The organism is Aeromonas sp. 600479 (genome assembly GCF_049175515.1).
GTDB lineage: Bacteria > Pseudomonadota > Gammaproteobacteria > Enterobacterales > Aeromonadaceae > Aeromonas > Aeromonas veronii_A.
Genome location: NZ_JAAKVF010000023.1, coordinates 52,202 through 67,115, shown reverse-complemented (window position 1 = coordinate 67,115; position 14,914 = coordinate 52,202). Strand labels below are relative to the sequence as shown.

Sequence of the window (14,914 nt, the reverse complement as noted above, 5' to 3'; positions counted from 1 at the left end):
CTGATATGGCTCAGTCGGTAGAGCGCATCCTTGGTAAGGATGAGGTCCCCAGTTCGATTCTGGGTATCAGCACCATTAAAGAGAAAGCCTCCCTGAAAAGGGAGGCTTTTTTGCATCCGCCACGTTCTAAAAAATTCCCTAATATTCCTTACTGCCAATACTTTCCTCTGTTTTTAGCCTGTATCGTCTTTCTGCTGATTTGAGTCCCGGTGTGTTACTCATGTGACTGCTATTGATGGTTTTATCCAGATATTTAACCATGTTTGATTGACGTAAAACGTTTTACATGTAAAATCCGGCGCGTTTTGCCTATTACGTGGAGAGAGAGCATGGCGCAGGATAACGAATACTGTTTGGGGGCGGTACCCGCCAAAGGGCGCAAAGGTGTGCTGTCGCTGATGCTGGTGATGCTAGGCCTGACCTTCTTCTCTGCCAGCATGTGGACCGGTGGTGCGCTGGGCACCGGGCTGGTGTTCGATGACTTCATCAAGGCGGTACTTATCGGCAACTTGTTGCTGGGTATCTACACCGCTTGTCTCGGTTATATCGGTGCCTCAACCGGCCTCTCTACCCATCTGTTGGCGCGCTACTCGTTTGGGGTGAAAGGTTCCTGGCTGCCATCCCTGCTGCTGGGTGGCACTCAGGTCGGCTGGTTTGGCGTTGGCGTGGCGATGTTTGCCCTGCCGGTGCAGAAGGCGACCGGCATCGATGTGAACTGGCTGATCGCCATTTCGGGCATGTTGATGACGGTGACCGTCTACTTCGGTATTTCAGCTCTGATGGTGCTGAGCTTTGTGGCAGTACCGGCCATTGCACTGCTTGGCGGCTACTCGGTCTGGCTGGCGGTGACCTCGACCGGTGGCATGGCTGCGTTGCAGCAGGTGCAACCAAGCAATCCCATCGAGTTCACCACGGCGCTGACCATGGTGGTCGGTTCCTTCATTAGTGCAGGAACCCTGACTGCCGACTTTGTTCGCTTTGGTCGCAAACCCTGGGGCGCCGTCATGATTACCATGGTGGCGTTTTTTTTGGGCAACACTCTGATGTTCGTCTTCGGTGCAGCCGGCGCGGCCGTGACCGGGCAGGCCGATATCTCGGAAGTGATGCTGATGCAGGGGCTGCTAATCCCCGCCATTCTGGTGCTCGGCCTCAATATCTGGACCACCAACGACAACGCTCTCTACGCCTCCGGCCTCGGTTTTGCCAACATTACCGGTCTCAAGAGCAAGCCGCTCAGCGTGATCAACGGCCTCATCGGTACGGCTTGTGCCCTCTGGCTTTACAACAACTTTGTCGGCTGGCTGGCCTTTTTGAGTACGGCAATTCCGCCGATCGGTGGCATTATCATCATGGATTTCCTGCTCAATCGTGAGCGTTACCGTCAGTTTGCCGAGCAGCAGTTCGAGACGGTGCGCTGGCAGGCGCTGGTCGCCACGGCAGTCGGGGTAGCTGTCGGCAAGTGGCTGCCGGGCATAGTGCCACTCAACGCGGTATTGGGCGCCGCCTTCACCTATTTCATTCTGGTTCGCCTCACCCAGCGGCCGGTTCTGGTACAGGAAGTTAACAAATGCTGATTCAACATATTCGTTTGGCCGATCGGGCAGGGTTGTGGCAGATCCGCTGTCAGGATGGGGTCATCACAGCCATCGAACCCCATGACGAACATGCCGTCGCCGGTCGGGTGCTGGACGGGGAGGGCGGTCTGGCGATCGCTCCCTTGATCGAACCCCACATTCACCTCGATACCACCCAGACAGCGGGCGAGCCGAGCTGGAACCTCTCCGGCACCCTGTTCGAGGGGATCGAGCGCTGGGCCGAGCGCAAGGCGCTGCTGACCCATGAGGATGTGAAACAGCGTGCCATCCAGACGCTGAAGTGGCAGATCGCCAACGGCATCCAGTTCGTCCGTACTCACGTCGATGTCTCCGATCCCAATCTGGTGGCGCTCAAGGCGATGCTGGAGGTGCGGGAGGAGATGAAGGAGTGGGTCGAGCTGCAGATCGTCGCCTTCCCGCAGGAGGGGATCCTCTCCTATCCCAACGGTAAGGCACTGCTGGAGGAGGCGCTCAAGCTGGGGGCCGATGTGATCGGTGCTATTCCCCATTTCGAGTTCACTCGGGAATATGGGGTCGAAAGTCTGCACTACATCTTCGATCTTGCCGAGAAGTATCAGGTTCTGGTCGATGTGCACTGCGACGAGATCGATGACGAGCAGTCCCGCTTTATCGAGACGCTGGCGACCCTGGCCTACGAGCGCGGTATCGGCCATAGAGTCACCGCCAGCCACACTACCGCCATGCACTCCTACAACGGCGCTTATGCTTCCCGCCTGTTCCGTCTGCTCAAGATGGCGGATATCAACTTCGTGGCCAATCCGCTGGTGAACATTCACCTGCAGGGGCGGTTCGATACCTATCCCAAACGTCGCGGTATTACCCGGGTGAAGGAGATGCTGGAGGCGAACATCAACGTCTGTTTCGGTCACGACGACGTGTTCGACCCCTGGTATCCCATGGGCACCGCCAACATGTTGCAGGTGCTACACATGGGGCTGCATGTCTGCCAGATCATGGGTTACGAGCAGATCAACGACGGTCTGAAGCTGATCAGCAGCCACAGCGCCCGCACCCTGAATGTGCAGGATCGCTATGGTATCGAAGTGGGCAAACCGGCCAACCTGTTGGTCCTGCCCGCCGACAACGGCTTCGATGCGGTGCGCCGTCAGGTGCCGGTGCGTTACTCGGTCCGCCACGGCAAGGTGATTGCCCAGACCCGCCCGGCCCAGACCGAAATCGTGCTGGGTCAGCCCGAGCCCATCGATTTTCGCCGCTGAGATTTCAATCAGGCTGGATGTCGATTAGTTCCGCCTCTGGGCACAAGGGCCGCCATTGCGACATAATGGCGGTCTGACCCTGAGGGAGTGACACCATGCAAACCTGGTTCTATGTTGCTGCAGGGGGCGCCATCGGCGCCTGCCTTCGTTTTGGGATTGCCGAACTGATGGCCTTGCTGCTGGGGCGCCACTTTCCTTACGGGACTCTGGTGGTCAACGTGGTGGGCTCTTTCATCATGGGGGTGGCGTTCGCCCTCATCAGTCATGGTCATGTGGTAGAACACCCGATGAAGCCGCTGCTGATGGTGGGGATCCTCGGTGCCCTGACCACGTTTTCTTCCTTTGCCCTCGATACGGTGGTGCTGGCTCAACATGGGGCCTATCTGAAAGCGCTGCTCAATATCGGTCTCAATCTCTTCCTCTGTCTGGCCATGGTGGTGCTGGGCATGCAGTTGGTTGCGAGCCGGGTTTAAGGTGTCCGGACGCCAGTGGCTCTGGTAAACTGGCGGCCATTCTTTGCTCTATGGGTGTTTGAGGGATGTCAGAACAAGCAACGACAACGCATTTTGGCTTTAAAACCGTGGCCGCGACCGAGAAGGAAACTCTGGTAGCAGGTGTCTTCCATTCGGTGGCAGCCAAGTATGATCTGATGAACGATCTGATGTCGTTCGGCATCCACCGCCTGTGGAAGCGCTTCACCATCGACTGTTCCGGTGTGCGCAAGGGCCAGAAGGTGCTGGATCTGGCCGGTGGTACCGGTGACTTGACCGCCAAGTTCTCCCGCATCGTCGGCGAGACCGGTCAGGTGGTGCTGGCGGATATCAACGACTCCATGCTGAAAGTGGGCCGCGACAAGCTGCGCAATCTGGGGGTCGCCAACAACGTCTCCTACGTGCAGGCCAATGCCGAGGCGCTCCCTTTCCCCGATAACCACTTCGACGTGATTACCATCGGCTTCGGTCTGCGCAACGTCACCGACAAGGACAAGGCGCTCGCCTCCATGTTCCGGGTGCTCAAGCCGGGTGGCCGTCTGCTGGTGCTGGAGTTCTCCAAGCCGGTCAGCGAAGTGATCGCCAAGCTCTATGACCTCTACTCCTTTAAACTGCTGCCGAAAATGGGCGAAATCGTCGCGAACGACAGTGAAAGCTACAAATATCTGGCAGAGTCCATCCGCATGCACCCGGATCAGCAGACCCTGGCCGGCATGATGGAAAATGTCGGTTTCGAGCAGGTGGAGTACTTCAATCTGACTCAGGGTGTGGTCGCCCTGCACCGCGGTTACAAGTTTTAAGGTTGCCTATGCCGATGGATGCCATGGTCACCGCGGTGATCGAAACCAGCCTCAACCAGTTGCTGGCGCTGGACAAACAGAGCCCGGAGCGGCTGCGCAAACTGGTGGGCAAGGTGCTCAAGCTGGAGCTGCGTGAACTCAAGCCGCTCTGGTTTGTTTTCTCCGAGCGTCGGCTGGATGTGCTGGCCCAGCATGAAGGGGAGGCCGATGCGGTGCTTAGCCTCTCCCTGACCGCCCTCGGTCTGCTGAAAGACCCGTCCGCCCTGACCCGCTATATCCGCGAGGAGAAGCTGGATCTGAGCGGTGATCCCCAGCTGGTACAGGCATTCAGCGTGCTGCTGGGTGAGCTGGATATCGACTGGGAAGAGGAGCTGTCGCGCTATACCGGCGACGTGCTGGCCCACACCCTGTTCAGCGGTGCCCGTCAGGCGCGTCGCCTGGCCGGTCGCGAGCTGTGCCGCACCCGCAGCCAGCTGGCGGAATATCTGACCGAAGAGGCCCGCCTCGCCCCCGGCCCGCTGGAAGTGGCGAGTTTCAACGATGACGTCGAGGTGCTGGCCCAGCAGCTCAAGGCCGTCGAACTGCGGCTGGCCCGCTTCGAACAGCAGGTGACCTGATGACCCCGAAGGAGTTCAAACGCCTCTATCGCATCATCACCATCCTGCTGGAGCAGGGCATCGACGAACTGGTGCCCGCCCGCTATCAACCTTGGCCGGGTCGTCTGGCCCGTCGCTCCCTGTTCTGGCTCAAGAACAAGCAACCGGATCTCAGCCGCGGTGCCCGTATCCGCCTCGCCTTCGAGGCACTTGGTCCCATCTTCATCAAGTTTGGCCAGATGCTCTCGACCCGCCGCGACCTGTTGCCGCCAGATATCGCCGAAGAGCTGGCCCTGCTGCAGGACAGGGTGCCCCCCTTCTGTGGTCAGGCGGCGCGCCAGCAGATCGAGCTGAGCCTGGGTTGTCCCATCGAAACCCTGTTTGACGACTTCGACGAGACGCCGCTGGCGTCGGCTTCCATCGCGCAGGTGCATACCGCCCGCTTGAAGGAGAGTGGCCGCGAGATCGTCATCAAGGTGATCCGTCCCGACATCGAGCCTGTCATCGAGGCCGACCTGAGACTGATGCAGGCGCTGGCCCGTCTGGTGGCCCGCTTCGTGCCCCAGAGCGCGCGGCTGCGCCCCATCGAGGTGGTGGAGGAGTATCGCAAGACCATCCTCGACGAGCTGAATTTGATGCGCGAAGCGGCCAACGCCATCCAGCTACGGCGCAATTTCACCGGCTCCGAGGCGCTCTATGTGCCTGAAATCATTACCGACCTCTGCCGCGAGCAGGTGCTGGTGATGGAGCGCATCTACGGTATTCCGGTCTCCGATATACCGGCGCTGGAAGCCAATGGCACCAACATGAAGTTGCTGGCCGAGCGCGGGGTAGAGGTGTTCTTCACTCAGGTGTTCCGCGACAGCTTCTTCCACGCCGACATGCACCCGGGCAACATCTTCGTCTCCTATGAGCACCCGGAAAACCCGCTCTGGATCGGCATCGACTGCGGCATCGTCGGCACCCTCAATCGGGAAGACAAACGCTATCTGGCGGAGAACTTCCTCGCCTTCTTCAACCGCGACTATCGCCGGGTGGCGGAGCTGCACGTGGAGTCGGGCTGGGTACCGGCAGACACCAAGGTGGACGAGTTCGAGTTCGCCATCCGCACCGTGCTGGAGCCCATCTTCGAGAAGCCGCTCTCCGAAATTTCGTTCGGTCACGTGCTGCTCAACCTGTTCAACACCGCTCGTCGCTTCCATATGACGGTGCAGCCGCAGCTGGTGCTGCTGCAAAAGACCCTGCTCTATGTGGAAGGGTTGGGGCGTCAGCTCTACCCGCAGCTCGATTTGTGGCAGACCGCCAAGCCGTTCCTCGAGAACTGGATGCACGAACAGGTGGGGCCCAAGTCGGTATTGAACGCCATCAAGGAGAAGGCGCCATTCTGGGCGGAGAAGCTGCCGGAGCTGCCGGAGCTGGTCTATGAGACTCTGCGCCAGACCCGTCATCAGCAGCGTCATTTCGACCAGATGTTTGCCGAGTTCCGCCGTCACAGCCGTCGGCAGGGGCAGGCCCGCTACCTCTTAGGGGTTGGAGCCAGCCTGCTATTGGCGGGTGTATTCTTGCTGACCCAAAAACAACACATTGAGTGGGGACAAGCCAGTCTCGCCGGTGCAGCCCTCTGCTGGCTGGTCGGCTGGTTGCGAACCCGTTCCCATTAATCAACAACCGCGCCGTCAGGCGCCTGTTCTGGAGAGAAAATCATGGGTGGTATCAGTATTTGGCAATTGTTGATCATTGCAGTCATCGTCGTGCTGCTGTTCGGTACCAAGAAACTGCGCGGCATTGGCGGTGATCTGGGCGCGGCGGTCAAAGGGTTCAAGAAAGCCCTCTCCGACGAGCCGGCTGATGCCAAGGCCGAGCAGAAAGATGCCGAGTTTCCCCCGAAACAGCTGAACGAAGCGGCCACTCAGAGCAGTGAGACCGCCAAACAGAAAGACAAAGACCAGGCCTAAGCCATGTTCGATATCGGTTTTTGGGAGCTGGTCGTTATCGGTGTGGTAGCACTGGTGGTACTGGGGCCCGAGCGGCTGCCGGTTGCCATCCGCACGGCTACCCACTGGATCCGCCTCATTCGTTCGACCGCGAACTCGGTCAAGTCCGAGCTGGAGCAGGAGCTCAAGTTGCAAGAGCTGCATAACGACCTCAAGAAGGCCGAACAGTTGCAGATGAGCAACCTGAGCCCCGAGCTGCAGGAGTCCATCGAACAGCTCAAAGCGGCGGCCCAGTCGGTCAATCGCCCCTATCAGGTGGAGAACGAGATCCGTCCGCCGCGCCCCGAGCCGGTCGCCCAGGCTGAGCCTGCCACGCCGGTGGAGCCTGCGGTGCAGCTGAGCCACGACGTGCCGCCGGTCAACAGCCAGCGGGAGAGTGAGCCGGTGCCGGTCAGCGACTCCGCAGTAAAAGGGGAGGTGAAGCCATGAGTCAGGCCGAACAACCCCTTATCAGCCATCTGGTTGAGCTGAGAACCCGCTTGCTGCGCTCCATTACCGCCATCCTCGTGGTGTTTCTGGCGCTGATCTACTTCTCCAACAACATCTACGACTTCGTGGCTCAGCCGCTGCTCAGCCAGCTGCCGGAAGGGACCAGCATGATCGCGACGGATGTGGCGACCCCCTTCCTGACGCCGATCAAGCTGACGCTGGTGGTCTCCTTCTTCGTGGCGATCCCCTATCTGCTCTATCAGGCCTGGGCTTTTATCGCCCCCGGTCTGTACCAGCACGAACGGCGCCTGATCATGCCGCTGGTGGTCTCCAGTGCCCTGCTGTTCTATGCGGGGATGGCGTTCGCCTACTACGTGGTGTTCCCGCTGGTGTTCGGTTTCTTCACCAGCACAGCACCCGCAGGGGTGACGGTGGCTACCGATATCGCCAGCTATCTGGACTTTGTACTGACCCTGTTCTTCGCGTTCGGGGTGGCGTTCGAAATTCCGGTGGCCACCATACTGCTCTGCTGGACCGGCGTGACCACACCGCAAAACCTGAAGGAGAAACGTCCCTACGTCATCGTCGGGGTGTTTGTGGTCGGCATGCTGCTGACGCCGCCTGATGTCTTCTCCCAGACCCTGCTCGCCATCCCGATGTGGGCGCTGTGGGAGATAGGTCTGTTCTTCGCCCGCTTCTACGTGAAGAAAGAGGATGAAGAGCAACAGGAACAACAGGATGGGGAGAGCTGAGGCTCTGTTCGTCACCTGTTTGCCGGACGGCGAAGAGGATGACGAAGTCCGCAGGAATAGCAGAACGAGGGGAGCTGAGGCTCCCTTCCTCTTTTCATGCTCCCGTTCGAGGCGTATGGTAAGACCCCATTCGGTAGATGGTTTTCAAATACCTGATATGTATTCCTTTTGTTCGGAACGTCTCATCCCATGATCGATATCGGTTTAAACCTGACCAGCAGCCAGTTCGTCGGTGAACAGCCTGAGCTGGTGGCCCGCGCCCGTGCCGCCGGAGTGGAGGCGCTGATCCTGACCGGTACCGATCTGGACGGCAGCCGCGAGAGCGCCGGGTTGGCCGCTCGCTGGCCGGGCTACTGCTTCTCCACCGCCGGGGTACACCCTCACGATGCCAAGAGTGTCGATGAGGCGACCCTGCCCGCCTTGCGCGAGCTGGCAGCACTGCCGCAGGTGGTGGCTATTGGCGAGTGCGGCCTCGACTACAACCGCGACTTCTCCCCCCGCTCGGTGCAGGATGCGGTATTCGACGCCCAGCTGGCACTGGCCGCCGAGCTTGGGATGCCGGTGTTTCTCCACTGCCGCGATGCGCACGCCCGTTTTATCGAGATCCTCCGTCCCTGGTTGCCGAAGCTGCCGGGAGCCGTGCTGCACTGCTTCACCGGCTCCGATGAGGAGCTGGACGAGTGTCTGGCGCTGGGGCTGCATATAGGGGTGACTGGCTGGCTCTGCGACGAACGCCGCGGCCAGCTGCTGCGCGAACAGGTGGCCCGTATTCCGGCCGGTCGGCTGATGATCGAGACCGATGCCCCCTATCTGGTGCCGCGAGATCTGAAACCGCGCCCGAAACGCAACGAACCTGCTTTTTTGCCGCACATCGCCCAGGTGGTGGCGGCCTGTCGTGGTGAAGCGCCCGAGGCCTTGCTGGCCCATACCCGGGCCACCTCCGCCGCGTTCTTCCAACTTCCTCTCCAGGAGTGATTCATGGCTACAACTCTTCCGGGCGCCTTTCCGAGCCGCCGCCTGCGCCGTCTGCGCAAACATGATTTCAGCCGTCGTCTGGTGCGCGAGAACGTACTGACCGTCAACGATCTCATCTATCCGGTGTTCGTGCTGGAGGGGGAGAACCGTCGGGAAGCCGTTCCCTCCATGCCGGGGGTAGAGCGTCTCTCCATCGATCTGCTGTTGGAAGAGGCTGCCGAGCTGGTAGAGCTGGGCGTACCTGCCATTGCCCTGTTCCCGGTCACCCCGCTGGAGAGCAAGAGCCTGATGGCGGAAGAGGCCTACAACCCGAACGGGCTGGCCCAGCGCACCGTGCGTGCCCTCAAGGCCCGCTTCCCGGAGCTGGGGGTCATCACCGACGTGGCGCTCGATCCGTTCACCACCCACGGGCAGGACGGCATTATCGATGACGAAGGCTATGTGCTGAACGACATCACCACCGAGATCCTGATCAAGCAGGCGCTCTCCCACGCCGAGGCCGGGGTCGATATAGTCGCGCCGTCCGACATGATGGATGGCCGCATCGGTGCCATCCGCGCGGCGCTGGAAGAGAACGGCTTCATCAACACCCAGATCATGGCCTACTCCGCCAAGTACGCTTCCTGCTACTACGGCCCGTTCCGTGATGCGGTTGGCTCTGCCGGCAACCTCGGCAAGAGCAACAAGGCCACCTATCAGATGGATCCGGCCAACAGTAACGAAGCCCTGCACGAAGTGGCGCTGGATATTCAGGAAGGGGCCGACAGCGTGATGGTCAAGCCGGGCATGCCCTATCTGGACGTGGTTCGTCAGGTGAAGGATCAGTTCGGCGTGCCGACTTTCGCCTATCAGGTCAGCGGCGAGTACGCCATGCACATGGCGGCGATCCAGAACGGCTGGCTGAAAGAGAAGGAGACCATCATGGAGTCTCTGCTCTGCTTCAAGCGGGCCGGGGCCGATGGCATCCTCACCTACTTCGCCAAGCGCGTAGCGCAGTGGCTGAAGGAAGATGCCCGCTAAGCGGGTTGAATAGATAAACGAGAGGGGGAGCCGATGGCTCCCCCTCTTTGTTATGGCTGGCTGATTACAACTGGATCCAGGCATCGCTCCAGGCTGTGCCGGTACCCGGCGCATAGTGGCTGCTCGAGCCGCCACACCAGCCGCTGTAGGGCCAGGGTTTGCACTCGTAGTTGCCACCGGCATTGCTGACCCGATCACCGGCCTGATAGCCGGTGTTGGGGGCATAGGCCGGGTAGTCACCTTCGCCACCCCCGCTGCTCTCTTCGGTCAGCGCAACCGGGAAGCGCTGCACCACCGGCTGCTGGCCGTCAGCCAGACCGGTGATCACAACGTCGTAGCTGCCATCGGTGACATTGCTGCCCTGCAGTACCAGGGTGCTGGTGCCATTCACCTGGCTGCTGGTGGTACCGTGGCTGTGGCCGCTCTGCTCCAGAGTCGCGGTGATTTGGACCGGGTTGGCGGTCGTCACGTTGAAACGGATGCTGACCTGACCGTTGACTATGGTGTACTCGCTCGCCATGGCGCTGACGGTGAAGTCGCTGCTGCCTTCGGCGGGTGGCGTTGTGCCGCCGCAGTCGCTGTCGCCCTGTACGCGCCAGACGCCCCAGTCACCCGTGGTGCCCGGCTCTTCGTTCTGGGTCCACCAGCCTGCCAGCCAGTTCTTGCCGTTGTGGCTGACGATGTCGCCGCCCACGTAGACCTTCTTGGCATCCCAGCTGTTTTCACAGACGGCGCCCTGCTCCCTGACGGTCACGTTGCGCTGCTGGGTTACCTGCTGACCGGCGCTGTCGCTTACCTGATAGGTGAGGGTGTAGCGGCCGACCTTGCTGCTGTCGACGCTGCCGCTGACCTTGATTTGGGCGGTCAGGTCGCCATCTTCTTCATCATGGGCGCTGACGCCAGCCATCGGATCGAAAGCGGTACCCAGCTCCAGCGTGGTGTCGGTGACGCCGCTGAATACCGGCTTCATGCTGTAGACCTCGACGCTGCGAACCTGCTCGGTGGTCTGGTTGTCGCTGTCGCTCACCTTGTAGGTGAGGGGATAGAGACCGATGCGCTGGGTATCAACGCTCCCTTCTACCTGGATCTGACCAGTCAGATCGCCATCTTCCTTGTCACTGGCGCTGACGCCGGCCAGCGGATCAAAGGCGGAGCCCTGCTTGATGCGGGTATCGCTCAGGCCGCTGAACACCGGCTTGCCGTTCTCGTCCGGCGGGGTGATGTTCTGATCGTGGATGAAGGGGCCGTAGCTCTTGATGAAGGCTTCGTTGTAGGCCTGACCGGCCGCGTTGCGACCCATGTCCCAGTTGATGGACCAGGTCATCACGCCGCGCAGGGGCTGACCCTGGCTCTTCAGCTTGTTGAAAGCATCGAACAGATCCTGCGGATTCTTGACGTAACCGGTGGCGGCCGCATCGATATTGGTCGGAATGCCGAATACCAGCTTGTCGTGGGGGATCTTGTAGTAGCCGCGACTGCCGTTGATGAGGGAGTCCGCCATGTAGTAGATGAACTCTTCTTTCAGGGCATCGTTGTTCTGGGCGATCCAGCCTACCCCGTCGATCCAGATGCCGTCGCCACCCTGGTTGTAGAACTGGGGATTGATCCAGTCGTAGTAGCCTTCCAGCGCCCGCAGATAGGGGGTATAGAGACCGCTGGCGGTCAGGTAGGGGAACTCGGGCGCCATGGTGATGAGGAAGTTTTTCCCCTGGGCGCGGTAGTGATCCTTGACCAGCCGCAGGGCCGCCGGGATCACGGTCTGGTTGTTGGCGGCAGTGATGGCGGACTGCTCCAGATCGATGTCCAGACCGTCGAAGCCATAGGTCTCCACCAGACGGATGATCTCGTCGGCGAAGGTCTGCTCCTGACCGGTACGCAGCTCGATGTGTGCATCGGCGCCGCCCAGCGCCAGCAGCACGGAGCGGCCCTGGCTGTTCAGCAGGGCAATTTGCTCGATAAACTGGCTCTCGCTCATGCCGGTGGCTGGGTCGAGTTTGAAGGTGGGGATGGGATCGCTGCCGTACACCTTCATGAAGGAGACATCGACCACGTTGTATTGCGGATTGACCTGGTCGAGCTTGACGCAGGGGGCAGTACCGCCCTGATAGCCGGCGCCACCGCACCAGTTGTGCCAGTAACCCACCACGACACCGGACTGGGGATTGACCATGGCCTGGCCGGCTGAGGCAGCCTGCGCCATGGGGGCGCCCATGCCGAGCAGACAGCCCAGCAGGGATAACTTCAGTTTGTTCATCTTGATATCTCCATACAGTACAAAATGGAGCGGTCAGCTTTGGCCGAACGCTCCCGGGGGCAGCCCCGCTGTCATAGGAAATCTCCCTTAGACCGGTAGCTTTGCGTCGCGCCCTTTCGGGTCACTTTGCCTTTTTCACCCGATTTCTGTGCATCACAGAGAATCAAGTGACCTGCATGGCAGGTTGCCTATGATAGATGCTTGAAAATAAATTAATCAATAGTTGGTTTTGATTCTAATTGACTGAAAAATATTGATAATTTGTTACGGCTACCACATTTTGTCAGTTTCCATGATTGAGCATGACGGTACTTGGCTGGCAGCTGTGGCGCCGGTAAATGGCGACTTTTTGCCCCTTGAAAGTAGCGGTAAGAGCCAAAAAAGGCCCACAGATTCATTCTGTTACTGGCTGTTGATAGCAAAACTGCGGCAACTGCAGAGATCCGGGTCGCAATGGCTGGAAAAGTACAGGGTTGCGGCGGATTCCCGCTTGATTATTGCGTGGCTTGGCCACATGTTAGAAAGCCATACAGAGCTGCTAAAGCGGTCTGTTCAAGACCAAACAAGAGGTAACCGGGATGAATAACCCTTTGCTGACAATGGATTCACTGCCCCCTTTCAGCCAGATCAAGCCGGAGCAGGTTCAGCCTGCCGTGATTCAGGCGATTGCTGACTGCAAGCAGAAGATCAGCGATGTGCTGGCCCAGCGTGATCCCCATACCTGGGATAGCCTGATTGCCCCGCTGGAAGAGGTAAATGACCGTCTGTCACGGATCTGGTCACCGGTCAGCCACCTCAACTCCGTACTCAACAGCGAAGCGCTGCGCGAGGCCCATGATGCCTGCCTGCCGCTGCTCTCCGAATTCCAGACCTATGTCGGTCAGCATGAAGGGCTCTATCAGGCCTATCTGGCCCTCTCCCAGAGCGATGATTTCCCGCTGCTGAGCGGCGCCCAGCGCAAGGAGATCCAGAATACCCTGCGTGACTTCCGCCTCTCCGGTATCGGTCTGCCTGCCGAGGCGCAGCAGCGCTACGGTGAAATTCAGGCCCGCCTCTCCGAGCTGGCCTCCCGCTTCAGCAACAACGTGCTGGATGCGACCCAGGGCTGGCACAAGCTGGTGGCCGATGAAGCCGAACTGGCCGGCTTGCCCGACAGCGTGCGCGCCGCTGCCCGTCAGATGGCTGAACTTAAAGGCAAAGAGGGGTGGCTGTTCACTCTGGATATCCCTTCTTACCTGCCGGTGATGATGTATGCCGACAACCGCGAGCTGCGCGCCGAGATGTATGAGGCCTTCACCACCCGCGCCTCCGATCAGGGCCCCAATGCGGGCAAGTGGGACAACTCCGCCATCATGAGCGAGCTGCTCACCCTGCGCCGCGAACTGGCTCAGTTGCTGGGCTTTGCCAACTATGCCGAGCTCTCCCTGGCCACCAAGATGGCGGACAAGACCGAACAGGTGGTGAGCTTTCTCACCGATCTGGCGGCCAAATCCCTGCCGCAAGGCAAGGCCGAGCTGGAGGAGATCCGCGCCTTCGCCGCCGAGCAGCATGGTCAGAGCGAGCTGGCCGCCTGGGATCTCGCCTACTACGCCGAGAAGCTCAAACAGCACAAGTTCTCCATCTCCGATGAGCAGCTGCGCCCCTATTTCCCTGCCAACAAGGTGGTGAAAGGGTTGTTCGAAGTGGTCAAGCGGGTGTTCGGCATGAAGGTTCGCGAGCGCCTCGGCATCGACACCTGGCACCCTGACGTGCGCTTCTACGACATCTTCGATGCCGACGACGAGCTGCGCGGTAGCTTCTATCTCGACCTCTATGCCCGCGAGCACAAGCAGGGCGGGGCCTGGATGGATGTCTGTCTGGGTCGTCGCTACCGTCAGGATGGCTCGCTGCAAAAGCCGGTGGCCTACCTGACCTGCAACTTCAATGGTCCGGTGGATGGCAAACCGGCGCTGTTCACCCACAACGAAGTGGTCACCCTGTTCCATGAGTTTGGCCACGGCATTCACCACATGCTGACCCGTATCGACGTTGCCGGTGTCGCCGGTATCAACGGCGTGGCCTGGGATGCAGTGGAGCTGCCGAGTCAGTTCCTCGAGAACTGGTGCTGGGAGTCCGAGGCGCTGGCCTTTATCTCCGGCCACTACGAGACCGGCGAGCCGCTGCCTGCCGATCTGCTGGAGAAGATGCTGACCGCCCGCAACTTCCAGGCGGCGATGCAGATGCTGCGTCAGCTGGAGTTCGCCCTGTTCGACTTCCGCCTCCATCAGGAGTTTGACCCGGCTAATTCGGCACAAATCCCGGCGCTGCTGGACGAGGTTCGCAGCCAGGTGGCCGTGATGACGCCGCCAGCGTTTAACCGCTTCCAGCACAGCTTCTCCCACATCTTCGCGGGCGGCTATGCGGCGGGCTACTACAGCTACAAGTGGGCCGAGGTGCTCTCTGCCGATGCCTTCTCCCGCTTCGAGGAGGAGGGGATCTTCAACCCGGCCACCGGCCAATCCTTCCTGAAGAATATTCTGGAGAAGGGGGGCTCGAAGGAGCCGATGGAGCTGTTCCGAGCCTTCCGTGGTCGTGAGCCCAAGGTGGATGCACTGCTGCGACACAGCGGGATTGCCGCATGAGGCTGATGGCCACGACTGCACAGAGCCTCAAGCAGATACATTTTTGAGCCATAGTGAGATCAAGACGTGATTTCTGCGATAAAAAGGGACCTTTTGGTCCCTTTTTTCAAGGCTTTTTAATATCTTGCTGATTGCATATTTGCACAGTC

14 protein-coding genes and 1 riboswitch are annotated in these 14,914 nt (G+C 60.0%); of the genes, 13 read left to right on the top strand and 1 reads right to left on the bottom strand.

From position 1 onward, the window contains the following. The 12 genes from G5149_RS19235 to hemB form a co-directional block, all read left to right on the top strand. Positions 1-203, top strand: a 203-nt coding sequence (locus G5149_RS19235; protein ID WP_421213395.1) for a hypothetical protein, incomplete at its 5' end; no start/stop codon positions are given. Positions 204-329: 126 nt separating this feature from the next. After that, the gene (gene codB, locus G5149_RS19230; protein WP_216976478.1) at positions 330-1,574 is read left to right on the top strand and encodes a cytosine permease; all 1,245 of its coding nucleotides are present in this window, start codon (positions 330-332) and stop codon (positions 1,572-1,574) included. After that, positions 1,568-2,833, top strand: coding sequence for a cytosine deaminase (locus G5149_RS19225; RefSeq protein WP_216976480.1), 1,266 nt, complete (start codon positions 1,568-1,570; stop codon positions 2,831-2,833). The genes codB and G5149_RS19225 overlap by 7 nt, the downstream gene beginning before the upstream one ends. Positions 2,834-2,928: 95 nt before the next feature. Continuing rightward, entirely contained in the window at positions 2,929-3,306 is a 378-nt protein-coding gene (gene crcB, locus G5149_RS19220; RefSeq protein ID WP_005339378.1) for a fluoride efflux transporter CrcB, read from the top strand. Between the two features lie 65 nt (positions 3,307-3,371). Further along, positions 3,372-4,124, top strand: coding sequence for a bifunctional demethylmenaquinone methyltransferase/2-methoxy-6-polyprenyl-1,4-benzoquinol methylase UbiE (gene ubiE, locus G5149_RS19215; protein WP_005342396.1), 753 nt, complete (start codon positions 3,372-3,374; stop codon positions 4,122-4,124). A gap of 8 nt (positions 4,125-4,132) precedes the next feature. Beyond that, positions 4,133-4,741, top strand: a complete 609-nt coding sequence (locus tag G5149_RS19210; protein WP_216976482.1) for a ubiquinone biosynthesis accessory factor UbiJ — start codon at positions 4,133-4,135, stop codon at positions 4,739-4,741. Next, positions 4,741-6,381, top strand: coding sequence for a ubiquinone biosynthesis regulatory protein kinase UbiB (ubiB, locus tag G5149_RS19205; RefSeq protein WP_005339383.1), 1,641 nt, complete (start codon positions 4,741-4,743; stop codon positions 6,379-6,381). The genes G5149_RS19210 and ubiB overlap by 1 nt, the downstream gene beginning before the upstream one ends. Before the next feature lie 42 nt (positions 6,382-6,423). Continuing rightward, positions 6,424-6,675, top strand: a complete 252-nt coding sequence (gene tatA, locus G5149_RS19200) for a Sec-independent protein translocase subunit TatA (RefSeq protein ID WP_005339385.1) — start codon at positions 6,424-6,426, stop codon at positions 6,673-6,675. Between the two features lie 3 nt (positions 6,676-6,678). Then, positions 6,679-7,143 (top strand): Sec-independent protein translocase protein TatB, encoded by a 465-nt coding sequence (gene tatB, locus G5149_RS19195; protein ID WP_005342398.1) that lies wholly within the window; start codon positions 6,679-6,681, stop codon positions 7,141-7,143. Next, entirely contained in the window at positions 7,140-7,895 is a 756-nt protein-coding gene (gene tatC / locus G5149_RS19190) for a twin-arginine translocase subunit TatC (RefSeq protein ID WP_421213391.1), read from the top strand. Before tatB ends, tatC begins: the two co-directional genes overlap by 4 nt. Before the next feature lie 189 nt (positions 7,896-8,084). Continuing rightward, positions 8,085-8,870: a TatD family hydrolase gene (locus G5149_RS19185; RefSeq protein WP_421213390.1), complete on the top strand. Its 786-nt coding sequence runs from the start codon at positions 8,085-8,087 to the stop codon at positions 8,868-8,870. A 3-nt stretch (positions 8,871-8,873) separates the two neighbouring features. Then, entirely contained in the window at positions 8,874-9,890 is a 1,017-nt protein-coding gene (hemB, locus tag G5149_RS19180; RefSeq protein ID WP_421213388.1) for a porphobilinogen synthase, read from the top strand. Between the two features lie 64 nt (positions 9,891-9,954). Here hemB and G5149_RS19175 read toward each other — a convergent pair whose 3' ends face one another. After that, the gene (locus G5149_RS19175) at positions 9,955-12,144 is read right to left on the bottom strand and encodes an immunoglobulin-like domain-containing protein (RefSeq protein ID WP_421213386.1); all 2,190 of its coding nucleotides are present in this window, start codon (positions 12,142-12,144) and stop codon (positions 9,955-9,957) included. Between the two features lie 55 nt (positions 12,145-12,199). Next, a riboswitch (cyclic di-GMP riboswitch) is annotated at positions 12,200-12,285 on the bottom strand. A gap of 437 nt (positions 12,286-12,722) precedes the next feature. On the opposite strand from G5149_RS19175, the gene prlC reads away from it, so the two are divergent. Beyond that, positions 12,723-14,765, top strand: coding sequence for an oligopeptidase A (gene prlC / locus G5149_RS19170; protein ID WP_421213384.1), 2,043 nt, complete (start codon positions 12,723-12,725; stop codon positions 14,763-14,765). Positions 14,766-14,914 lie beyond the last annotated feature (149 nt).